This is a genomic window from Rhizobium sp. SVR5-2C, from assembly GCF_056755115.1.
The window spans coordinates 13738-33735 of the sequence record NZ_JBNDHT010000071.1; the positions used below are offsets into that span (position 1 = coordinate 13738).

Genomic DNA, 19998 nt, shown 5'->3' on the forward strand with positions numbered 1-19998 from the left:
GCCCGGCCGGGGGAGTTCAGTTTGTTGACAAAGGCCAATGTCAGGGGACGGCTCTCCACGCCGTCACCCCGGACTGGATCCGGGGTCCAGCAGCGCCGCGTCTGCGGCGCGTAAGACTGTCAGTCATGCGAGCCTTTTCGGCTCACAGACGTTCGCCGGCTGGATTCCGGCTCAAGGCCGGAATGACGGGGTCGGGCGTCCTCTTTAAAACTGCGACTGATGCTATCTTGGTCAGCGGCCTGAACTCCTCCGGCGGGACGGGAGGAGTTCTTTTGTTTAAGCCTCTGCGGGTCGCACCCTTGTGCGATCGCTCACTGCCACACGACGATCGGCGTCTTGACCGGCACGCGGTCATAGAGGTCGATGATATCCTGGTTCATCAGGCGGACGCAGCCGGAGGAAACGGCCTTGCCGATGGAGCGCCATTCCGGACTGCCGTGCAGGCGGTAGAGCGTGTCCTGACCGCTCGAGAAGATATAGAGCGCACGGGCGCCCAGCGGATTGACGAGGCCCGGTTCCATGCCACCGCGCTCGATCGAATATTTCGCAAGCTCCGGCTGGCGGGCGACCATCTCGTTCGGTGGCTTCCAGCGCGGCCATTTCTGCTTCCACTGGATGACGCCGCTGCCGGCCCAGGCAAAGCCTTCGCGGCCAATGCCGACGCCGTAGCGCATCGCCGTTCCACCCGGCTGGACGAGATAGAGAAAACGCGAGGGCGTATCGACGACGATCGTGCCGGGCGGCTGGCCCGTCGGGTCGATGACCTGCTGGCGATAAAAGCGGGGGTCGATCTCGTGGTAGGGAACAGCAGGGATCAGGAAGCCGCCGTCTTCGATCGGGCCGTACATCACCTCAAGCTCGGCATCTGACGGCCTAGGCGTTGTCTCGAACAAGCGTGGAACACGGAAAACGACGGGCTGAGCGGTCGGGGCCGAAGTGGAAGCGCAGCCGGCAAGCGCGGAAGCCGCAGTCAAAGCCGAAAGGGAGAGAAAGCTGCGGCGGGAGAGAGGTTTTTCGTGACTCATGCGCGGGACGGATTTCCTTCCTGTCGCGGGGCGCGCGCATCATACGACAAACACCCCGGTTGGTTCATTCAACGCCGGTGACATCTCATAAAATCTATTCACCGACGGTAAATAAGCCATAGCCTCACGAAGTCGTGTCCCCGCGCAGGCAGACGATATCGTCCGCCCTGTGGCGCGGCTACATCACTACGATCTCGGCCTTGGCCGGAACGCGATTGTAAAGGTCGACGACATCCTGGTTCAGCATGCGCACGCAGCCGGACGAAACGGCCTTGCCGATCGACTGCCAGTCCGGAGTGCCGTGAACGCGATAGAGCGTATCCTGGCCATCCTTGAAGATATACATGGCGCGGGCACCAAGCGGATTTCCGAGGCCCGGATTCATGCCGCCGTTCTCGGCCGAGAAGGGACGGATATCCGGCTGACGCGACACCATTTCGGCAGGCGGCGTCCAGCGCGGCCACTTCTGCTTCCATTGAATGACACCGCGGCCGGACCATGCGTAGCCTTCGCGGCCAAGCCCGACGCCGTAGCGCATCGCCTTGCCGCCGGGCTCGATGAAATAGAGATGCTTGCTCTTCGTATCGACGATGATCGTACCCGGCTTTTCCTGCGTCGGGTAATCGACCTCCTGTCGGAGATATTCAGGATTGATCCGGCTGACCGGGATGGTCGGCAGAACGAAGTCACCATCCTGAACCTCGCCGTACGCGGACGACGCACTCAGCGGATCGGTGACCGGCAGACCGTAGGTTCGACTGTAGTTGGCGGCAGGAAGGCCGTAGGTCTGATTGTACAGCGTCGGCGGCGGGACCTCGCGCCTCTGCGGTACTGGCGCATCCAGCGCCCTGACGCGCCTGGGGTCGACACCCGGCGGCTGATAGAAGACAGGCGATGTCTCCTGCACGAAACGGTCAGGATCAGTTGCGCCGGTATCCGGAATGAGAATATTGCAGCCGCTGAGGCACGCGGCCGCCAGGGCAAGGCCGGCAAAGGGGAGCACCCGGCGCGAGAAATCCATAAATCCACCCTTTTATCCAGGCTCAGCTGAGCGATATCCGCGGGCAGATATGGCACTTGCGGCTGGCGTGAAGCTGGTGTCGGCCCCGAAGCTTCACCGGGTCGCTTCAAGGGATCAATGGGGCGAAATCACTAAACTAGCACGACGCCGTGGCCGTACACCGCCGTCAACTCGCGAACGAGCTCCGTCTCGTCTTCGGTCAGCTTTCTCACGTCGACAAAGCGCCAGTTGCGCTCGTAGAGCGCAAAGGCTTCCTTTGCCGGAAGGGGGCACGTCGGCTCGCGATCCAGCAGAAGCGATTTCAGCTGGGGGTAATCGTTCGGGATGATCTCGTCTGGCACTCGCGCCATGATGCACCCTAGTATAGTGCATCGGCCCAAAAATTGAAGGCGCGCCTATGAGGCCACGCCATGGAAAAAGGGAATGCTCTGTGCGATCTGCTCGGGCAGCGCCGAATTATGGTTGCCGGCGGCCGTAGCGGCGTCGATGTGAATGCCGGCACCACCGGCGCGGCTGACGAGCAGGCTGGTACGGTCGATGAAATGGTCCTCCTCGGTCGCGTGCGTGACGCGGACCGGGCATTTGAAACTCTGCGCGTAGCAGAGCGCCGAGCGAACCTCGAACTCGTGCTTGTTGGTATCGTCGAAACGGATGTCCTGCGGGTACCGATTGAAGAAACGGAACGCGTCAGGATTGCCGGACATCGGGGCAGCGGCACGGAATCGGTGGGTGCTCATGGCGGCCAGCATGGTGAGCGTGCCTCCAACGCTATGGCCCGCGACGAAAAGCCGGTTCGGATCGACACCGGGAAGATGCGCAAGCCGGTCGGCGGCCGCCAGCACGTCGTCCACCTCATCGTAAAAACCGGAAAAATTGCCCATCTGGCCATTTTCACCGCGGACGGAAGGCATGAGCACGACGAAACCCGCATCCATGTATGGCTTGATGAGCTGCCAGTGGCCTATGCCCATGGCGTTGCCGCCATGGAGGAAAAGCACGCCCGGCATTGCATGACGCTTGCGCTTGTATTTGCTGACCCAGGCAGCAAGCTCGAGTTCGCCGCCGGCGCCCGAGCGGTAGAATATCTGCTCGCCACCCGGCGGTGCGACCAATGGCTCGTATTTGTCCGGCGCTGGCCCCTTCCGAAGCAGCTTCGTGCGGAAGCGGTGGCGGACCTTGGCATAGTCATGCTTGATCAGGCGTGGCTGATCCGGAACCTCGAAGGCGGAGGCGATGCCGGGCAGCAGGAGGGTGCCCGCGATCCCGGCGAGTACGGCGCGGCGTTGGCGGAAGAAGTCATTTCGATCATCAAAGAACATGGCTCACCACGAATAGACCCGGCTTCGAATGTCTGCACCGGAACTCGATGACGGCCAATACACATTGCGTTGAAAGCGGGATTCTGCGTCACTGTTGCGCAGGAGGGGCTCTGCCGCGGCCGTTGTCGATCATCGCGACCAGTGTTTCGAGCCGGTCGGCCTCGTAGGACGGCTTGTCGGGACGCAGCCGGGAGATGCGCGGAAAGCGCATCGCTACGCCGGATTTGTGCCGGGTGGAGCGATTGATTCCCTCGAAGGCGACTTCGACGACGAAACCGAACTCCCTGTCGGCCCGCAGGGCGCGAACCGGACCGAAGCGCTCCGTCGTGTTGTTGCGGACGAACTTGTCGAGCACCTCCAACTCCTGGTCGGTAAAGCCGAAATAGGCCTTGCCGACCGGCACCAGCTGCTCGCCATCCGGCATTTCGGTCCAGACACCGAAAGTGAAATCGGAATAGTAGCTCGAGCGCTTGCCGTGGCCGCGCTGGGCATACATCAAGACGGCGTCGACGTTGTAGGGATTGCGTTTCCACTTGAACCACGGGCCCTTCACGCGGCCGGCCTGATAGATACTGTCCTTTCGCTTGATCATCACCCCCTCGATCACCGGATCGGGCGGCGATTCGCGCAGATCGTCCAACTCATCCCATGTCGAAAAGGCAACGAGCGAAGAGAGATCGAAGCGATCGTGCGGGGCCTGTTCGATGATTTCCGAAAGACGGTCGCGACGATCGAGATAAGTGTTGCCGCGCACGTCCTCGTCGCCGTCGAAAAGCAAATCATACGCCCGGATGAAGGCGGGATACTCCTCGAGCATTTTGGCAGTCACCGTCTTGCGGTTCAAGCGTTGCTGAAGGTCGGAAAAGGTTCTCGTCGGGCTGTTCGAGCGCGACGTGCCGCCGACCAGCAATTCGCCGTCGAGCACACCGTTGAAGCTGATCGATTCCAGGATGTCCGGGAAGGCGCCGGAAATGTCGTCGCCGGAGCGGGAATAGATCTTGCGCGTTTCGCCCGAGCGCGAAAGCTGCACACGGATGCCGTCCCATTTCCATTCGGCGGCATAGTCCGCCGGGTCGAGGTTGGCCAGATCGTTCTCCTCCACCGGATGGGCGAGCATGACGGAGTGGAAGATCGCCGGCGTCGCCAGGATGGGCTTGCCACCCCTGCCCTCCAGCCATTCGAACAGCGACTCGTAGGGCGGTTCGAGGCCGTGCCAGAGCGTTTCGATCTCGGTCACGTCCTTGCTGCCGAGATCAGCCAGCGCCTGCTTGGCAAGCCGTGCCGAGACGCCGATGCGCATGGCGCCGGTTGCGAGCTTGATGAAGGCGAAGCGCCCCGACGGATCCAGCCGGTCCATCGTCTCGCGGACGAAGCCTCTGACTTCGGTGCGGCCGAGGGAATTCATCCGGGTGACGACTTCGCCGAGGCGCGGCTGGGCGAGCGCGGAACGGTCGATGTCCTTCTCGTTGTCCCAGACGAGCGAGATCGTTTCGGCGAGATCACCGACATAATCGTAGGAATAGCGGAACAGCACCTCGTCCAGACGCTCGAGCGTCAGATCGCGGAGCATGGCGGGCTTGACGTCGCGCACCACCAGTGTGCCGGCGATGGCGGCAAGGCCATAGCCCCGGTCCGGGTCCGGCGTATCGCGAAAATAGTCGGCCAGCAGCTTCAGCTTGCCGTTGCGGCTGGGGGTGAGAACGAGACGGTCGAGTAGGTCGGCGAAGGCTTTCATAGGAGCGCTCCGTCTTTTCTTCTCCCCAGCGGGGAGAAGGTGGCCCGAAGGGTCGGATGAGGGGGTCGGCGCGTCATACAAAGGCTTTGCGAATAAGGCGGTTGTTCGCTCCTTCCGTCGCTCACCCCCCTCATCTCTCCTAACGGACATCTTCTCCCCGCTGGGGAGAAGAGGAAACCCACCGCAGCAATCACGCGTCAATCCCCCTCATCTTCGTAGCCCACCAGATGAAGCGGCTTGGCCTTGATGCCCTGCAGTTCGCACCAGCGCACGAGCGCCTCCTCGCGGCCATGGGTGACCCAGACTTCGGCGGCGCCGAGTTCCTTGATCGTCTCGGTGAGTTCCGGCCAGTCGCAATGGTCGGAGATCACCAGCGGCAGTTCGACGCCTTGCTGCTTGGCGCGCTGGCGCACCATCATCCAACCGGAGGCGAAGGCGGGAAGCGGATCGTTGAAACGGCGCGCCCAGCGATCGGCAAAGGCGGAGGACGGCCCGACGACGACCGTGCCCCGGAAGGCGGCTTTATCGCGGCTCTCGATCGTTGCCGGCTGCAGATCGCCAAGATCGATGCCCTGCCCCTGATAATAGTCGCAGAGCCGCTCCATCGCGCCATGGATATAGATCGGCTCGCTGTAACCGGCATCGCGCAGCAGACGGATAACACGCTGCGCCTTGCCGAGCGCATAGGCGCCGATCAGATGCGTGCGCTCCGGAAACTGACGCAGCGAGGCCAGCACCTTGCCGGTCTCGTCCATCGGGTCGGGATGGTGGAAGACCGGAAGCCCGAAGGTCGCTTCGGTGATGAAGACGTCGCAGGGGACCGGCACATAGGCGGCGCAGGTCGGGTCCGGGCGGCGCTTGTAATCGCCGGAGACGACAATGCGGGTGCCGTTCTTCTCGATGGCGATCTGCGCGGAGCCGAGAACATGGCCGGCCGGATGGAAGCTCACCTTGACGCCGTTCAAATCCAGCTCTTCGCCGAAGCTCGCGGCCTGCTCGCTGCCTGCGAAATCGTCGCCATAGCGCAGGCGCATGATGTCAAGCGTCTGGCGCGTGGCGAGAACATGCCGGTGGCCGGAGCGGGCATGGTCGGAATGGCCGTGGGTGACCAGAGCCCGATCCACCGGCCGCACCGGATCGACATAAAATCCGCCCTCCGGGCAATAAAGCCCCTCGGGGGCCGGGTAAAGCAGAGCATCGGGTCTCATCATGAGCGAAAAGATAGCGAGAAACGGGCGGACCGCCAGTGGCCCTTTGCCGTTTGCGTCTGATCGCTGTCCCCGGGGAATGTCACGGGTTGTTTCAATACTGAAAAGGCAGCTTACTTCGCGGCAAGGATTTTGTGCAAAAACAGAGATCCGAACTGACATTCACTGCTTTCGGACGGTCCTCGGATGCATCTGCGTCGCAACATACTCGGCTTTCTCGGCACGGCGCTTGCCATGCCGGTGGCCGGTCGTGCCTTTGCGGCATCGAAGCCGCCGGCGCTGCGCGGCGCGCTGGATGCTTCGGGGGTGGCCAAGAACGGGCTGCAGGCGATGATCGACGAGGCGGCGCGGAGGGATACGCCGCTCTATCTTCCCGCCGGGACCTATCAGGCCGCGAACCTCGTGCTGCCGGGTAATTGCCGCATCAGCGGCGTTCCCGGCGCCTCGCGGATTTTGCATCGCGGCAGCCTCAATTCGGCAGATGGCGCGCGGCGGATCGAGCTTTCCGGCATCGTCATCGAGAGCAACGGCGGCATGGCCGAGGAGGAAAACGGCGGGCTTGTCCAGTTGACCGGTGTGGACGACCTGCAGATCGACAATTGTGAGATTCGAGGAAGCAGCAAACACGGCTTGCGCCTGGAGCGCTGCGGCGGGCGGATCGAGCGCAGCCGCCTTTCAGGGGCGGCGCAGGCGGGCGTCTTTGCGGTCAATTCCACCGGACTGTCGATCACCGGAAACACGGTGACCGAATGCGGCAATGGCGGCATTCTCGTGCATCGCTGGGAGAAGGGCGAAGACGGCACTGTGATCTCCGGCAACCGTGTTACCCGCATCCGGGCGGATGACGGCGGCACGGGGCAGAACGGCAACGGCATCAATATTTTCCGCGCCGGCGGGGTGATTATCGCCAACAACCATATTTCCGACTGCGCCTTTACCGCCGTCCGCGCCAATTCCGGCGACAACGTGCAGATCACCGGCAATCAATGCCTGCGCTCCGGCGAGACGGCGATCTATGTGGAATTCAATTTTCAGGGCGCCATCGTTTCCAGCAACCTCGTCGACGGTGCGGCGAACGGTATCTCCATCGCCAATTTCAACGAAGGCGGAAGGCTTGCGGCCGTCAGCGGCAACATCGTGCGGAACCTGACGCTGGCCGGCCCTTATAAGCACGAAGTCGGCTTCGGCACCGGCATCGCCGCGGAGGCCGATACGGTCATCTCCGGCAATATCATCGAAGGCGCGCCACTCTGGGCGATGCAACTCGGCTGGGGACCCTATCTGCGCAATCTCGCCGTTACCGGAAACGTCGTGCGAAAGTCCGCTGTCGGCTGCGCGGTGTCTGTGGCAGACGGCGCGGGCACGGCGGTGATCACCGGCAACATCTTTCAGGAGATGAGCGAGGGCGCGATCTTCGGTTTCGAATGGGACAAGAAGGTGTCCGGAGATCTCACAAAGGCGGGCAGCGACCGATATCCGCAGCTGACGATCGAGCAGAACAGGACCGGCTGAGACGCATCAAAACCTTTCATTGATACATAAGGTTGAGCCGCTTCCGCCTCGCTCGCCAACGCTTTAATTTGCAGCAGATACAAGGGGATCAGACATGCTGACAATCTATGGGGTTTACCGTTCTCGCGCCGCGCGCGTCTACTGGATGGCGGAGGAGCTGGGCATCGAGTTCAAATCCGCGCCGGTGATCCAGGCGAAGCGGCTTGCCAATCCACTCGCTCCCGATGCGCCGATCAACACGCTCTCGCCGGAATTCCTCGCCGTCAATCCGATGGGACTGATCCCTTCGATCAAGGACGGCGAGCTTGTGATGCATGAGTCGCTGGCGATCAACCTCTACCTCGCCCGCAAGCATGGCGGCCCGCTTTCCGCTCAAACCGTCGAGGAAGACGGTTTGCTGACGATGTGGACCGTCTGGGCGCTGGCGGAGGTCGAGCCGCATACAGTGAAGATCGTCCTCACCTACGACAACGAGCACGAAAACACCGAGGCCGGCAAGGGGACGATCGACGTCGCCTGCCGCTCCATGAAGCGGCCGCTCGCCGTTCTGGAAAAGCATCTCACCGAGAGGGACTGGATCGTCGGCGGTCGCTTCACCGTCGCCGATCTCAACGTGGCGGAAGTGCTGCGCTACAGCCAGACGGAACAGGCGCTCTTCGACGCGCATCCGAAGGTCGATGCCTGGCTGAAGCGCTGCCAGTCCCGCCCGGGCTACCTCGCCATGCAGGCGACGCGCTCGAAAGAGCCGGTCTAACTGGCTCGCAGACTGCTGACAAACTCTTTGCTGACCGGATTTTTGCGATCGACGGTGCTGTACTCACCGTCGTCATCCCGGCCTTGAGCCGGGATCCAGCGCGATCAAGTCATTGATCGCAATAGACTCTTTCGCGCGATGGACATCGCGCTGCTGGATGCCGGATCAGGTCCGGCATGACGCAAAAGAATGCGTCGGCATCCAACAACGACCTTTGTCGACAACCTGAGAGCCGGTCTAACTGGCTGACGGACCAACACCCGCGTCACGACTGGTTGGATTTCCAATCGAGCCCGATGTCGAGCGTCGGCGCGCTATGCGTCAGCCAGCCGACCGAGACGAGGTCGACGCCGGACGCGGCGATTGCGCCTGCCGACTGCGGCGTCACGCGCCCGGAGGCTTCGGTGATCGCCCGGCCTGCGACGAGCGCCACCGCTTCGCGAAGCTCATCGGGGGTCATGTTGTCGAGCAGCACTGCATCGACACCGACTTCCATCACCTCGCGCAGCTGCTTTAGCGTGTCGACCTCGACCTCGATCTTCACCATATGGCCGGCACCCGCCTTGGCCCGGCGGATCGCCTCAGCAACGCCGCCGGCAATAGCAACGTGATTGTCCTTGATCAGAACGGCATCGGAAAGCGCAAACCGGTGGTTCACGCCGCCACCGGCGCGCACGGCGTATTTCTCGAGGATGCGCAATCCCGGCGTCGTCTTGCGCGTGCAGGCGACCGAAGCTTTCGTGCCAGCGATGGCGGCGACAATCCCCGCCGTGACCGTCGCGATGCCGGACAGGTGGCCGAGGAAATTCAAGGCCGTCCGCTCGCCGGTCAGGATGCCGCGTGAGGGACCTTCGATCGCGGCGATGACCTCACCGGGCTTCACGGCCGCGCCGTCGCCGACGTGACGCGTCAAAACGATCTCAGGATCGACGAACTGGAACGCAAGCTCGGCAGCGTCGAGACCGGCGATCACGCCCGGCTGGCGCGCCGCCATGACGACCGCCGAGCGATGGTCTTCGGGGATGACGGCGGCCGAGGTGATGTCGCCGGCAAGACCGAGATCTTCAAGCAGGGCGTTGCGGACGAGCGGCTCGATCATCAGCCGCGGCAAGGAAACAAGCGTCATGTTAGGCACTCCTGGCAAGGGGATTGGATAGGACGGCCTGCGCAAAATTCAGCACCTGAGGCAGGCTCATCCGACGGCGTCTGGCGTTCGCAAGCTTGAGCGGGAAGTCGGTTCGGGCATGGGCGCCGCGTGATTCGGTCCGCAGGGCCGCAAAGACGGCAATCAGCAAGGCGACGATTGCGGGGTCGGTTGCGGGTCCCTCCTGCTCGACAAGCGGCAGGAGGGCGCCGATCGCACCGTGAATCGTGCCGCCGTTGCGCAGGACACCGAGATGTCCGGAAACAATACCGCGAACAGGCGATGCGTCGGGCTGCGGTGGCAGCGGTTCGAGCGCCGTCGGGCGCAGGCATGCGGCCGTGCCTGCTATGTCTTTGGCGGCGCGCATGCCCATGACCGCGGCTTCCAGCAGCGAGTTGCTGGCCAGCCGGTTGGCGCCGTGCAGGCCGGTCGATGCGGCTTCGCCCGCGACCCAGAGGCCGGGGACAGAACTGCGGCCGCTCTCGTCCGTGGTGACGCCGCCCATGTGAGAGTGCACGGCCGGTGCGACCGGGATCAGCTGCCGCGCTGGATCGATCCCCGCTTCGCGGCACAGCCCGTCGATCAGCGGAAAGCGCATCGGGAAGCGATCGCCCAACGCCTCGCGGGCATCGAGGAACACCCGGCCGCCGCGCGCGATTTCGGCGCTGATCGCCCGCGCCACGACATCGCGCGGCGCAAGTTCCGCAGCAGGCTGATCCGCCATGAAGCGCTCACCCCGTTCGTTGAGAAGGACTGCCCCCTCGCCGCGCACCGCCTCGCTGACAAGCGCCAGCGGCCTGCGCTTCGAGCGGAGCGCCGTCGGATGGAACTGCACGAATTCCATATCGGCCAGCTCGGCCCCTGCCCTCGCCGCAAGCGCAATGCCCTGCCCGAAGTTACCGACCGGGTTGGTCGTCGCCTCGTAGAGGCCGCCCACGCCGCCGGTGGCCAGCAGGACATGCGGCGTCGGCAGGATGAAAGCCGTTCCCTTCGATGCGCAGAGGACGCCACCGATCACACCGTCGGCGAGAAGCAGACGCCGGACTTCGAAATCGGCCAGCACGGTGACCGACGAAGTGGAGGAGACAGCCTGTGCCAGTGCACGAACAATCGCAGCACCCGAACCGTCGCCCTCGGCATGAACGATGCGCGGGCGGCAATGGGCGGCCTCGAGGCCCAGCGAAAGCTCTCCTGCTGCACTCCTGTCGAAGCGGACGCCGGCTTTCTCCAGCGCGGCGATCACCGCCGGCGCTTCGCTGATGATACCGGCGGCGACTTCGGGATCGCAAAAGCCATCGCCGGCCGCAAGCGTATCGGCAAGGTGCAGCTCCGCGCTGTCATCCGCACCGATGCTTGCGGCGATGCCGCCCTGCGCCCAGGCACTTGAGGTCTCAGCGCCTAGTGCCCCTCGGGTGATGAGCACGACCGGCTGCGGCGCAAGGGTCAGCGCCGTCATCAGCCCGGCAAGGCCGCTGCCGACAATGACGGGACGGCCGGCAAGATGGGTCAGGATCTCGGTCATATCGCCAGCATCCTTTCCACCGCCCGGCGTGCGGCAACGGCAACGGCGGGGTCGACCGTGACTTCGTGGCGGTTTTCTTCCAGCGCGGAACGGATGTTCGAAAGCGTGATCAGCTTCATGTGCGGGCAGAGATTGCAGGGCCGGATGAACTCGACGTCCGGATGATGGACGGCGACGTTGTCGCTCATCGAACATTCGGTGAGGAGTACGACACGGGCGGGACGCCTTTGCCCGACATAATCGGACATGACGGCGGTGGAACCTGCGAAGTCCGCTTCGGCGACGACATCCGGAGGACATTCCGGATGTGCGAGCACGGTGACGCCGGGGTAGTTTTCCCTCAGCTGGCGAACGTCGTCGGCATTGAAGAGCTCATGCACTTCGCAATGGCCGTGCCAAGCGATGATTTCGACATCCGTCTCCTTCGCAACATTGCGGGCGAGATATTCGTCCGGGATCATCAGCACGCGCGGCACGCCGAGCGATTCGACCACCTGCTTGGCGTTGCCCGAGGTGCAGCAGATGTCCGAAGCGGCCTTCACCGCCGCCGAAGTGTTCACATAGGTGATAACAGGCACGCCGGGATGCGCCTGCCGCAGCAGCGCGACGTCTTCCGGCGTGATCGAATCAGCCAGCGAGCAGCCTGCGCCCATATCGGGGATGAGCACCGTCTTTTGAGGATTGAGGAGTTTTGCCGTCTCGGCCATGAAATGCACGCCGGCAAGGACGATGACCTCCGCATCCACCTCGATCGCCTTGCGCGCCAGTGCAAGACTGTCGCCGACGATATCGGCCACACCGTGGAAAATCTCCGGCGTCTGGTAGTTGTGGGCGAGAATGACCGCGTTGCGGCGGCGCTTGAGATCGAGAATCGCTTCGACATCCTCCTCGAAGCTCAGCCATTCGGCCTTGGGGATGACGCGGCTGACGCGGTCGTAGAGAGAGGACGCGGACACGGCAGAATTCATGGCGATCTCCTTTATACTCTAAATGAGTATATATAGGACAAAGCTTATTATTCTCAATTCGAGATTATGTCAACCGCGGGAGAGTGGAAGTTTCGAGCCGGAGAGAGCGCGTTCTTCGAGAACGGCATGCCGGTAGCGGAACAGCTTTGCCGGGCGGCCGCCGGTTTCGCTGGCCATTTCGCCGGTTTCCTCGATCAATTGCTGCTGATCGATCAACCGGCGGAAATTCGGCTTGTGGAGGGTAAGCCCCGCCAGCGCCTCGACGCTGCGCTGAAGCTGCAGCAGGGTGAAGCTCTCCGGCATCAACTCGAAGACCACCGGGCGATACTTGATCTTCGCCCGAAGCCGGGCGATGCCGGTCGCAAGAATCCGCCTATGATCGGCAAACATCCGGCGCCCCGGGTTTTCGGCAGCCGTCGCGCCCGCCTCCGCCACCAGACCGGCCTCATACAAAAGCTCGTAGCGCTGCAGGGCGAGATCCTCGTTCCACACCGCGCCCTCCAGCCCGAAAGTAAAGGCGATCCGGCGCCTGCGGCGCTCCTGCCGGGCGGCATCCGTCGTTTCCCAGCACCGCAGCCGCTCGACGAGCGCATCGAAAACCGGCGGCTTGCCTTTGCGGTGGTCCTCCCACGGAAAATATTCGTACCAGCTATGCCAGCCCGGCGCCGGATGCTCCCGCACCAGCCCCAGATAGCTGATCGAGATCGTTCGCCCGCCCAAGATCTCGTTCTGCCGGTCGCGGTCGGCAAAGGTATAGAGCTGCTCAAGATAGCCGACGGGATGGGCCGTCTGCTCCTGGACCCATTCCCGCAGGCCGCTCTGCAGCGTGCGGTGGCCCATCTCGAAGGAACCGGAAGGCAGGGCGTCGCCGGTGCCGACCGTCATGACGCGTGGATCGTCATTGGTGACAGCGGCAAGGACGGCGATCAGTTCTGCGTGGGCAACGCCGATAGGCACTGTGGAATCTCATCCTCTGCGTGTGTGGTTGCTCGACAGCTTTGCCATAGGAGCCAAGCAAAGCCAATGGAGTGTTGAACGCACCAACCCTTGTGCTCCTCATGAAAAGAGCTTCAGCGTCCCGGCCATCTCCTCGCGAATCCAAGCCTTGAAATCTCTCACCTTCTTCGGCTCGCGCGCGCCCTCGGCGGTGATGAAATAGTGGCCGAAGCCGGTCTTGGCGCGGATGCCGAAGGGAGCGGCGAGCTGGCCGGCCTGCAGCGAATAATCTGCGAGGGTCTGCCAGGCGAGCATGACGCCCTGCCCGGCGATGGCCGCGTCGAGACAGAGCGAGGCGTCGTTGAAGACGTGGCGCGTTGCGAGCGTCGCGCCTTGGAGGCCTGCCTCGCGCATCCAGACGTCCCAGTTGAACATGGCGCGACCATCGATGACCGCCGGCAGCTTCAAGAGGTCCGCAGGCTCCTTCAGGTCCTGCGCCATCTGCGGCGCGCAGACCGGAAACACTTCCTGCGCAAGGAGCAGCTCGGCCCTGACGCCCGGCCACTGCCCCGCCCCGACGCGAATGCCGATATCGACATCGGAGGTCGAGGGATTGACGAGGTTCGTCGTCGCTTCCAAGCGCAGCTGAATGTCCGGGAAATGCGCGGCGAAGCGATCGAGCCGCCAGACGAGCCATCGGGCGGCAAAGACAGGGGCGACGGAGATCGTCAGGGTCGTGTCGTCCCTGCGCTGGGCGATCGACACGGCCTCCGACATGCGGGTCAGGCCGTCGGTCAATGCGGCCAGCACCGGCGCACCGGCTTCCGTCACGACCATGCCTTTCGGCGTTCGCTCGAAGATCACCCGGTCAAGCTGCCCTTCCGCCTTGATGACCTGCTGGCTGACGGCGCCGATCGAGACGCCAAGTTCCTCGGCGGCAAGCTGCAACGAGCCGAGACGCCCGACCGCCTCCAGCGCTCGCAGCCCGTTCAAATGCACGGAGTTCAGATTTCGCATATAGCTTTTCTATAGCGGATCACCGGTAATCTCAATTGAAAACATGGTTGAGCGGTCCGATATTGAGACCATGAACGTTAATCGGAGTTCCAGCACCGGCGAGACGGAGGCGTTGGTGCAATTCGGATTCCCGACCAGAAATCGAGCGAGGCATTGCCATGTCATTGCTAAAGTTTTTCTTGAGTGAGCCGCCTGGCCCAAGGCCCTTGGAGAATCAAGATCCGCTGTCGCATCCGGAAATCGCCGCAATGTCGCTGAGGCAGCTCGCCGACCTGCCCTTGATTTATCCCGCGCCGAAGCCGACGCGGAACGAGGGCCAGTCACTGCCGAGATGCGCGTGATTTCCGGGGGTTCTTTCCGCAAACAGGGCGCAAGGGGTTGTGGACTGCCGGACCCCGCTCTCCCTCATTCCTGTGCTTGTCACAGGAAGCCAGTCGCGCGCCATGTCTATGGCGCAGGAGACTCATTTGACGCCGCGGGAGAGTCATTCACGGCGCGGATGCGCCGTGGCTGGATTCCTGTGACAAGCACAGGAATGACGGCGTTGCAGGCAATATCAGCGGGAGAACATCTCCAGCGCTGAGGAACCCCGTCAGGCCTTTTCGATCGTCAGCGCCCGCTGCACCGCCGGGCGTTCCATCATGCTGGCGTAATGGGCCGTTGCTTTAGGGAAGCGCATCGGATCGACACCGTCACCGCGCAGCCAGCCCGTCATCGTAAAGAGATAGGGGTCGGCCACCGAATACTGCTCGCCCATGACCCAAGGTCCTGCGAACAGCTTCGCCTCGATCAGTTCGAAGCATTCCGTCATCGTCTGCGGCACCTTGGTCTTCATGGCTTCGTGGGCGGCCGGATCGTCCGCCCAGCGGCTGCCGCGGCGGCCATGCGCGTGGTTCACATGAACGGTGGAACAGATGTAGTTGTTGAACGCCTGCAGCCGGGCGAATTCGAACGGGTCGCCCGGTGCGAGCCCTGCGGCGGGTGCGATCTGTGCGATATAGGCGAGGATCGCCGGGCTCTCGGTCAGAACGCCGCGATCCGTCGCGAGCGCCGGAACCCGGCCCTTCGGATTGATCTGCAGGTATTCCGGCGAGCGCTGCTCATTATCCTTGAAACTGATCTTCCTTGCTTCATAGGTAAGACCCGCTTCCTCCAGAGCGATAAGGCTTGCAAGTGCACAGGTGCCCGGGGCGAAGTAGAACGTCAGCATGATCGACTCCCTTTTTGGGAGTTTTATAGCGCAACCGCGACTTGCCGCCTATGATGAAATGGGGCCGTTTCCGCCCCTCAGGTCAGGCCGCCTTGGCGCATCCCGGCACGTCTTCCAGCCTGTACCAGACGGGAATGCCACGCTCCCGGGCGATGCGGACATCATTATCCGCGCCCTTGGAATCGCCCGGCAGCCGCAACACCCCTTCGCAAAGCTGCAAGAGCCGGTGGGCGACGGGATGGAAGATTTCCTCGTAGAGATCGTCGCCGATCGACTTGCCGCCGGCGGCATTCCAGACCGGTAGTGCCACCCATTCGCCGATCATCGGCACATGGCCCGCCCTGAAGAGCGCGTAGGATGGTTCTTCCAGCCGCTTCAGGTTGGCCGCCATTCTTGCCGGATCGTCGCCGGTTCCGGACCTGTATGGCCCCGCAATCAAAATCAACATTGTCAGACTCCCTCACTCCCGGCCTCATGCACGGGACTTCACGATTTTGCGCGAATTTTCTTGAATGTCGAGTCATTTCGGGCATTATCATGCCGTTTCATGTAATCTCGTGCAGAGCGATGCTGACCACCCAACGCAAAACCTTGATCCTCGACATCCTGCGCCGCGACGGCCAGGTCATTGCCAAGCGCATTGCCGAGGATTTCGCGCTGTCCGAAGACACGATCCGGCGCGACCTGCGCGAGATGGCCGCGGAAGGACTGCTGAGGCGGGTCCACGGCGGCGCGATGCCGATTGCGCCGAACCTGCCGGATTTTTCGGCGCGGCGCAGCGTTGCGTCGGAGGCCAAGCAGCGGCTCGGCGCCAGGGCGGCGGAGATGGTGAAGGCGGGACAGATGATCTTCCTCGACGGCGGCACGACCACCGCGGAGGTCGCCCGGCATCTGCCGCGAGACATCGCCATTACCGTCGCCACGCATAGCCCGACGATCGCGGCGGAACTGGAGCATCACCCCTCTGCCGAGGTCATCCTGACAGGCGGGCGGCTTTACAAGCATTCGATGGTGGCGACCGGCGCGGCGGCCATGGCGGCGATCTCGCAGCTCCGGCCCGATATCTTCTTCCTCGGCGTGACCGCCGCCCATCCGGTGCACGGGCTGTCGACGGGTGATTTCGAGGAGGCGGCCATCAAGCGCCATATCGCCCATTGCTCGGCGGAAACACATGTGCTGCTGACCGAGGAGAAATTCGATCTCGTCTCGCCCTGCCCTGTGCTTGGCATTTCGGAGGTGGCGGGATTGATCGTTTCAGCGGGAATGCCGGAGGAGCGGCTTGCCCCATACCGGGCGCTCAACGCCGCAATCCTCGAAGCGTAAAGGTTGCGCCCAGCCGGGCGCGCAGCAGGGCGACGTCCTGCGGCAGCAGACTTGCGGCAAGGGCCGCCACGAAGATCGCGAGCACGACATAGGCTGGCGTCATACCGCCGGAGCCGAGATCGAGGATTGAGGCCAGGCGCGGCTGGACCGCGGCGATCGCGGACGCGATCCAGGGCATGCCGAGCATGCGTGCGGGAATGGCGCCGAAGCCTTCCGTCTCGGCGATTGCCGTGAGCACGCCGTAGGCGGCGGCAAGCCAGGTGACGGCCCGCAGCCAGGCCCATTGGCCGAAGGGAACGGTCTTCCCCTCTTCGAAGGGGATGACGAGATAGCCGCAGAACACGGTGACGAAGAGGAAGGCCGACGGGAGACCTTCCACGACCATTTCCGGCCGCAACTGACCCGTCCAGCCGGCGGCGAGAATGCCCGGGAAGGCCGCCGCTGCTGAAAACCAGATGAGCGCAACGAGCGCCCAGAGCCAGCTCGCCGAGAGATAGCGCAAGCGGGCGAAGGTGCAGAACACCATGATTGCCCCTGCAAGCCCGATGCCGGCAGGCTTTATCGCACCCGACATCGTGAGAGCGATCGGCCCGCAGGAGCCGGCGATCTCGGCGCAGCCAGATATCGCAACGACAGCCCAGGTGACGTACTCGAAGCACATCGAAAAGAACAGGAAGACCGCGACGGCGATCAGCATCCACCAGAGATAGCGGCCTGCAAACATATCCTGCCCTCATGGCACGGGTCGAACGTCGCGCCATGGTAGGATAAATGCGCCATTGCGCATCCACTCTCGCTGAATTTGGTTTAATGCATATTAGTAGTTACTGATTATCCACAATCGCCTGTGCCGCAACGGCACGGACTATGCGGAGAGCGCAGCCGTGACGCGAATATCGCCGACATGGATGCCGTTCCAATTGTGCATCGGCCTGACGGCCATCGCCATCAGCTTGGCGTGGACGTCGCTGCCTTTCTCGAAGAACCGGGCAAGGGCTGCGGCCACCATCGCCTCGGCGGCGCGGGTCGTTCCGTCCTCGCACTTCACAGCGATCGAAATTCCCTGCTCCGGAATTGCCGCGCAGAACACGCCTTCGGCGCCCGTCTTGCAGAAAATCTTGCCCGGCGCGATCTGCATCAGTTCCGTGCAGGCGCGGCCGGTACCGGCGACATAGAAGGGTTCGGCCATGCAGGCATCGAAAAGACGGCGCGAGGCCTTGGCGCGCAGCGGCTCGAGGCCATGGCCGGTTGCCATCTTGGCAAAACCATGCGCGAGGCCGCGCAGCGGCACGGCATAAGTCGGGATCGAACAGCCGTCGGTGCCGCAATTGTCGTGGCCGAGCACGGCGCCGGTGAGGCTTTCCATCGTCGCGCGGATTTCCCGCTGCAGCGGATGGTCGTAATCGATGTAACCCTTCGGATCGATATCCTGGTGGCAGCAGGCGCAGACGAAGCCCGCGTGTTTGCCGGAGCAATTGTTATGCAGCGACGTCGGCGCCTTTATCGTCCGCGCCTGATGGATGAGCGTCTTCTGGTCCGACGACCAGTGGGCCCCGCATTCCAGCGCCTCAACGCCGCGGCCGGCGCGCGCCAGCATGGAGGCGGCAAGCGCCACGTGCTCATCCTCACCGCTGTGCGACGCACAGGCGAGCGCGAGCTCCTTGTTGCCGAAGCCGTAGGCATCCGCGGCACCGCTTTCCACCAGCGGCAGCGCCTGCATGGCCTTGCAGGCCGAACGCGGGAAAACACCGGCTTCAATATCGCCGAGCGCAAAGACAACCCTGCCATCCCCGTCGACTGCGACCACCGCGCCGCGATGGCGGCTTTCGACGAGCGAGCCGCGTGTAACTTCGACAGTGACGGGATTGGACATGGGACAGAAATCCGGATCGATTTGGGGATGCCAAGGCATAGCGTCTTGCACCGATAAAGCAACGTCTTTTCGGCTGCGGGCGCGGCGCAATTGCATACCTTCTTGTGTCCGCGAGCCTAGTCGGCGCTGATCCGGTAAGCGCAGCGACGGGCGCCGGCGAGGATGTGCTCGGCGCGTTCGACCTTTGCATTAAGAATGCTGCGGAATGTCTCGAGCTCCGAGCGGCAGAAGCCTGCGCAGGCGGTGGCGGCAGCACAGATCGGGCAGTGGTTTTCGACAAGCATGAAGGAGCCGTCCTCTTCCATCCAGCTGTCGGCCATGTAGCCCTCTCGTGTCCGGATCGCCGCCAATTGGCGGACACGCGCGGCAAGATCGGATGCGGAGATTTCCTCGCGGTAGCGCTTCACCGTTTCGGTTTCGCGCGCGGAGATGACTGCGTCCAGCGCATCCTCGCCGAGCGTCCCGACGAGCGTGGTGAGAAGGGTTGCGGTCAATTCGGCATGGCCGTCCGGAAAGGTCTGGTGTCCTGCCGAGGTCAGCTGCCAGAGCTGCTTCGGCCTGCCGCGGCCGGAGCCCTGCTCCGCCACCGGCTCGGTGAGCCCCTCCTCTGCAAGCTTCGTCAACTGCTGCCGGGCAGCTTCGGAGGAAATGCCGAGATGCTCGCCGACGGCGACACCCAGTTGCGGGCCTTCGGTCTTCAGCAGAAGCAGGATACGGTTGGCAGGCGATTGACGCATCTATTTTTCCAAGTCATCGCTTGCTTTAAAGAGCCAAGCGTGTAATTTCCAACTTATAACTTGGAAAATAACGGCCCGCTAGAGAAAACATTTCGAGGCAATCTTATGAGCAGTGTCGATCAGACTGCCGCATCGCAGAACTCCGTATTTCAGCTTTTCACGCCGTCCCTGCTGCCGGCGACACTGATGCTCGGCGGCGGCGTGACGCTTTATGCGGTCGAGAGCTACATCACTGCCACCGTTGCGCCTTCGATCGTTCGCGATATCGGCGGGCTGCCGCTGCTTGCCTGGGTGACGACGCTTTATGTTGCCTCTGCCGTGCTCGGCTCGATCTTCGTCGCCATGCGGCCGCGCGGCATGGGTTTGCGCAGCGCCTATGTCTGCGGTGCCCTGATTTTCGGGACGGGCAGCCTCGTCTGCGCCGCCGCACCGGTCATGGAAGTGGTCCTCGCCGGGCGCACCGTGCAGGGCTTCGGCGCCGGGATTCTCGCCGCCCTTGCCTATGCCTTCGTCCGCTTTGCCTATCCCGAGCCGCTCTGGCCGAAGGCATCCACCCTCTATGCCGCGATCTGGGGTGCTGCGACCCTGCTGGGTCCCAGTGCGGGCGGCCTGTTTTCGGAAGGGAGTGCCTGGCGATACGCCTTCATCATCCTCGTGCCGCTCGGTCTCCTGATGGCGGTTCTTGCACCATGGC

At 63.2% G+C, this 19998-nt stretch carries 20 protein-coding genes; 4 read left to right on the forward strand and 16 right to left on the reverse strand.

Translation table 11 applies throughout. The features are described from left to right. Positions 1 to 311: 311 nt before the first annotated feature. The 6 genes from ACPYOI_RS20090 to ACPYOI_RS20115 all read right to left on the reverse strand — a co-directional run bounded on the left by ACPYOI_RS20090 (position 312) and on the right by ACPYOI_RS20115 (position 6308). The gene (locus tag ACPYOI_RS20090; protein ID WP_168828712.1) at positions 312 to 1025 is read right to left on the reverse strand and encodes a L,D-transpeptidase; all 714 of its coding nucleotides are present in this window, start codon (positions 1023 to 1025) and stop codon (positions 312 to 314) included. A gap of 178 nt (positions 1026 to 1203) precedes the next feature. Continuing rightward, a complete protein-coding gene (locus ACPYOI_RS20095; RefSeq protein ID WP_481417655.1) occupies positions 1204 to 2046 on the reverse strand; it encodes a L,D-transpeptidase in 843 nt (280 codons plus the stop codon). A 131-nt stretch (positions 2047 to 2177) separates the two neighbouring features. Beyond that, positions 2178 to 2396 (reverse strand): hypothetical protein, encoded by a 219-nt coding sequence (locus tag ACPYOI_RS20100; protein ID WP_168828710.1) that lies wholly within the window; start codon positions 2394 to 2396, stop codon positions 2178 to 2180. A gap of 45 nt (positions 2397 to 2441) precedes the next feature. Continuing rightward, positions 2442 to 3365: an alpha/beta hydrolase family protein gene (locus ACPYOI_RS20105; RefSeq protein WP_168828709.1), complete on the reverse strand. Its 924-nt coding sequence runs from the start codon at positions 3363 to 3365 to the stop codon at positions 2442 to 2444. Positions 3366 to 3453: 88 nt separating this feature from the next. After that, the gene (locus tag ACPYOI_RS20110) at positions 3454 to 5100 is read right to left on the reverse strand and encodes a cisplatin damage response ATP-dependent DNA ligase (RefSeq protein WP_481417654.1); all 1647 of its coding nucleotides are present in this window, start codon (positions 5098 to 5100) and stop codon (positions 3454 to 3456) included. 197 nt (positions 5101 to 5297) lie between these two features. Continuing rightward, entirely contained in the window at positions 5298 to 6308 is a 1011-nt protein-coding gene (locus ACPYOI_RS20115; RefSeq protein WP_481417667.1) for a ligase-associated DNA damage response exonuclease, read from the reverse strand. 186 nt (positions 6309 to 6494) lie between these two features. Here ACPYOI_RS20115 and ACPYOI_RS20120 point away from each other — a divergent pair, with 186 nt between their 5' ends. After that, positions 6495 to 7820 carry a TIGR03808 family TAT-translocated repetitive protein gene (locus ACPYOI_RS20120; RefSeq protein WP_481417653.1) on the forward strand — a complete coding sequence of 442 codons (1326 nt, stop codon included), beginning with the start codon at positions 6495 to 6497 and terminating at the stop codon, positions 7818 to 7820. Between the two features lie 94 nt (positions 7821 to 7914). After that, a complete protein-coding gene (locus tag ACPYOI_RS20125; protein WP_481417652.1) occupies positions 7915 to 8574 on the forward strand; it encodes a glutathione S-transferase family protein in 660 nt (219 codons plus the stop codon). Positions 8575 to 8839: 265 nt separating this feature from the next. Here the strand turns inward: ACPYOI_RS20125 and nadC are convergent, their stop codons facing one another. The 7 genes from nadC to ACPYOI_RS20160 all read right to left on the reverse strand — a co-directional run bounded on the left by nadC (position 8840) and on the right by ACPYOI_RS20160 (position 15819). Further along, positions 8840 to 9700: a carboxylating nicotinate-nucleotide diphosphorylase gene (nadC, locus tag ACPYOI_RS20130; RefSeq protein ID WP_481417651.1), complete on the reverse strand. Its 861-nt coding sequence runs from the start codon at positions 9698 to 9700 to the stop codon at positions 8840 to 8842. Position 9701: 1 nt separating this feature from the next. Next, a complete protein-coding gene (locus tag ACPYOI_RS20135; RefSeq protein ID WP_481423277.1) occupies positions 9702 to 11240 on the reverse strand; it encodes an L-aspartate oxidase in 1539 nt (512 codons plus the stop codon). Further along, positions 11237 to 12208 carry a quinolinate synthase NadA gene (gene nadA / locus ACPYOI_RS20140; protein ID WP_481417649.1) on the reverse strand — a complete coding sequence of 324 codons (972 nt, stop codon included), beginning with the start codon at positions 12206 to 12208 and terminating at the stop codon, positions 11237 to 11239. The genes ACPYOI_RS20135 and nadA overlap by 4 nt, the downstream gene beginning before the upstream one ends. Before the next feature lie 69 nt (positions 12209 to 12277). Beyond that, the gene (locus ACPYOI_RS20145; protein ID WP_481417648.1) at positions 12278 to 13165 is read right to left on the reverse strand and encodes an NUDIX hydrolase; all 888 of its coding nucleotides are present in this window, start codon (positions 13163 to 13165) and stop codon (positions 12278 to 12280) included. A gap of 99 nt (positions 13166 to 13264) precedes the next feature. Then, on the reverse strand, positions 13265 to 14161 hold the full coding sequence (locus ACPYOI_RS20150; protein WP_481417647.1) for a LysR substrate-binding domain-containing protein: 897 nt from the start codon (positions 14159 to 14161) through the stop codon (positions 13265 to 13267). 592 nt (positions 14162 to 14753) lie between these two features. After that, positions 14754 to 15371 (reverse strand): glutathione S-transferase family protein, encoded by a 618-nt coding sequence (locus tag ACPYOI_RS20155; protein ID WP_481417646.1) that lies wholly within the window; start codon positions 15369 to 15371, stop codon positions 14754 to 14756. Positions 15372 to 15453: 82 nt separating this feature from the next. Next, positions 15454 to 15819: a DUF4406 domain-containing protein gene (locus tag ACPYOI_RS20160; RefSeq protein WP_481417645.1), complete on the reverse strand. Its 366-nt coding sequence runs from the start codon at positions 15817 to 15819 to the stop codon at positions 15454 to 15456. A 119-nt stretch (positions 15820 to 15938) separates the two neighbouring features. On the opposite strand from ACPYOI_RS20160, the gene ACPYOI_RS20165 reads away from it, so the two are divergent. Next, on the forward strand, positions 15939 to 16694 hold the full coding sequence (locus ACPYOI_RS20165; protein ID WP_481423280.1) for a DeoR/GlpR family DNA-binding transcription regulator: 756 nt from the start codon (positions 15939 to 15941) through the stop codon (positions 16692 to 16694). Here the strand turns inward: ACPYOI_RS20165 and ACPYOI_RS20170 are convergent. The 3 genes from ACPYOI_RS20170 to ACPYOI_RS20180 all read right to left on the reverse strand — a co-directional run bounded on the left by ACPYOI_RS20170 (position 16669) and on the right by ACPYOI_RS20180 (position 19304). Beyond that, positions 16669 to 17418, reverse strand: coding sequence for a hypothetical protein (locus ACPYOI_RS20170; protein ID WP_481417644.1), 750 nt, complete (start codon positions 17416 to 17418; stop codon positions 16669 to 16671). The genes ACPYOI_RS20165 and ACPYOI_RS20170 overlap by 26 nt on opposite strands. 141 nt (positions 17419 to 17559) lie before the next feature. After that, the gene (locus ACPYOI_RS20175; RefSeq protein WP_481423278.1) at positions 17560 to 18567 is read right to left on the reverse strand and encodes an asparaginase; all 1008 of its coding nucleotides are present in this window, start codon (positions 18565 to 18567) and stop codon (positions 17560 to 17562) included. 116 nt (positions 18568 to 18683) lie between these two features. Continuing rightward, the gene (locus tag ACPYOI_RS20180; RefSeq protein WP_481417642.1) at positions 18684 to 19304 is read right to left on the reverse strand and encodes a helix-turn-helix transcriptional regulator; all 621 of its coding nucleotides are present in this window, start codon (positions 19302 to 19304) and stop codon (positions 18684 to 18686) included. A 105-nt stretch (positions 19305 to 19409) separates the two neighbouring features. On the opposite strand from ACPYOI_RS20180, the gene ACPYOI_RS20185 reads away from it, so the two are divergent. Beyond that, the coding region (locus tag ACPYOI_RS20185; protein WP_481423279.1) for an MFS transporter at positions 19410 to 19998 on the forward strand (589 nt) is incomplete at its 3' end.

What these genes read in the sequence shown, in the direction of transcription:
- ACPYOI_RS20175 (WP_481423278.1), bottom strand. Translation starts at nt 18,567, where the DNA reads ATGTCCAATCCCGTCACTGTCGAAGTTACACGCGGCTCGCTCGTCGAA.
- ACPYOI_RS20100 (WP_168828710.1), bottom strand. Translation starts at nt 2,396, where the DNA reads ATGGCGCGAGTGCCAGACGAGATCATCCCGAACGATTACCCCCAGCTG.
- nadA (WP_481417649.1), bottom strand. Translation starts at nt 12,208, where the DNA reads ATGAATTCTGCCGTGTCCGCGTCCTCTCTCTACGACCGCGTCAGCCGC.
- ACPYOI_RS20150 (WP_481417647.1), bottom strand. Translation starts at nt 14,161, where the DNA reads ATGCGAAATCTGAACTCCGTGCATTTGAACGGGCTGCGAGCGCTGGAG.
- ACPYOI_RS20110 (WP_481417654.1), bottom strand. Translation starts at nt 5,100, where the DNA reads ATGAAAGCCTTCGCCGACCTACTCGACCGTCTCGTTCTCACCCCCAGC.
- ACPYOI_RS20120 (WP_481417653.1), top strand. Translation starts at nt 6,495, where the DNA reads ATGCATCTGCGTCGCAACATACTCGGCTTTCTCGGCACGGCGCTTGCC.
- ACPYOI_RS20160 (WP_481417645.1), bottom strand. Translation starts at nt 15,819, where the DNA reads ATGTTGATTTTGATTGCGGGGCCATACAGGTCCGGAACCGGCGACGAT.
- ACPYOI_RS20155 (WP_481417646.1), bottom strand. Translation starts at nt 15,371, where the DNA reads ATGCTGACGTTCTACTTCGCCCCGGGCACCTGTGCACTTGCAAGCCTT.
- ACPYOI_RS20165 (WP_481423280.1), top strand. Translation starts at nt 15,939, where the DNA reads ATGCTGACCACCCAACGCAAAACCTTGATCCTCGACATCCTGCGCCGC.
- ACPYOI_RS20095 (WP_481417655.1), bottom strand. Translation starts at nt 2,046, where the DNA reads ATGGATTTCTCGCGCCGGGTGCTCCCCTTTGCCGGCCTTGCCCTGGCG.
- ACPYOI_RS20135 (WP_481423277.1), bottom strand. Translation starts at nt 11,240, where the DNA reads ATGACCGAGATCCTGACCCATCTTGCCGGCCGTCCCGTCATTGTCGGC.
- nadC (WP_481417651.1), bottom strand. Translation starts at nt 9,700, where the DNA reads ATGACGCTTGTTTCCTTGCCGCGGCTGATGATCGAGCCGCTCGTCCGC.
- ACPYOI_RS20090 (WP_168828712.1), bottom strand. Translation starts at nt 1,025, where the DNA reads ATGAGTCACGAAAAACCTCTCTCCCGCCGCAGCTTTCTCTCCCTTTCG.
- ACPYOI_RS20125 (WP_481417652.1), top strand. Translation starts at nt 7,915, where the DNA reads ATGCTGACAATCTATGGGGTTTACCGTTCTCGCGCCGCGCGCGTCTAC.
- ACPYOI_RS20170 (WP_481417644.1), bottom strand. Translation starts at nt 17,418, where the DNA reads ATGTTTGCAGGCCGCTATCTCTGGTGGATGCTGATCGCCGTCGCGGTC.
- ACPYOI_RS20180 (WP_481417642.1), bottom strand. Translation starts at nt 19,304, where the DNA reads ATGCGTCAATCGCCTGCCAACCGTATCCTGCTTCTGCTGAAGACCGAA.
- ACPYOI_RS20115 (WP_481417667.1), bottom strand. Translation starts at nt 6,308, where the DNA reads ATGAGACCCGATGCTCTGCTTTACCCGGCCCCCGAGGGGCTTTATTGC.
- ACPYOI_RS20105 (WP_168828709.1), bottom strand. Translation starts at nt 3,365, where the DNA reads ATGTTCTTTGATGATCGAAATGACTTCTTCCGCCAACGCCGCGCCGTA.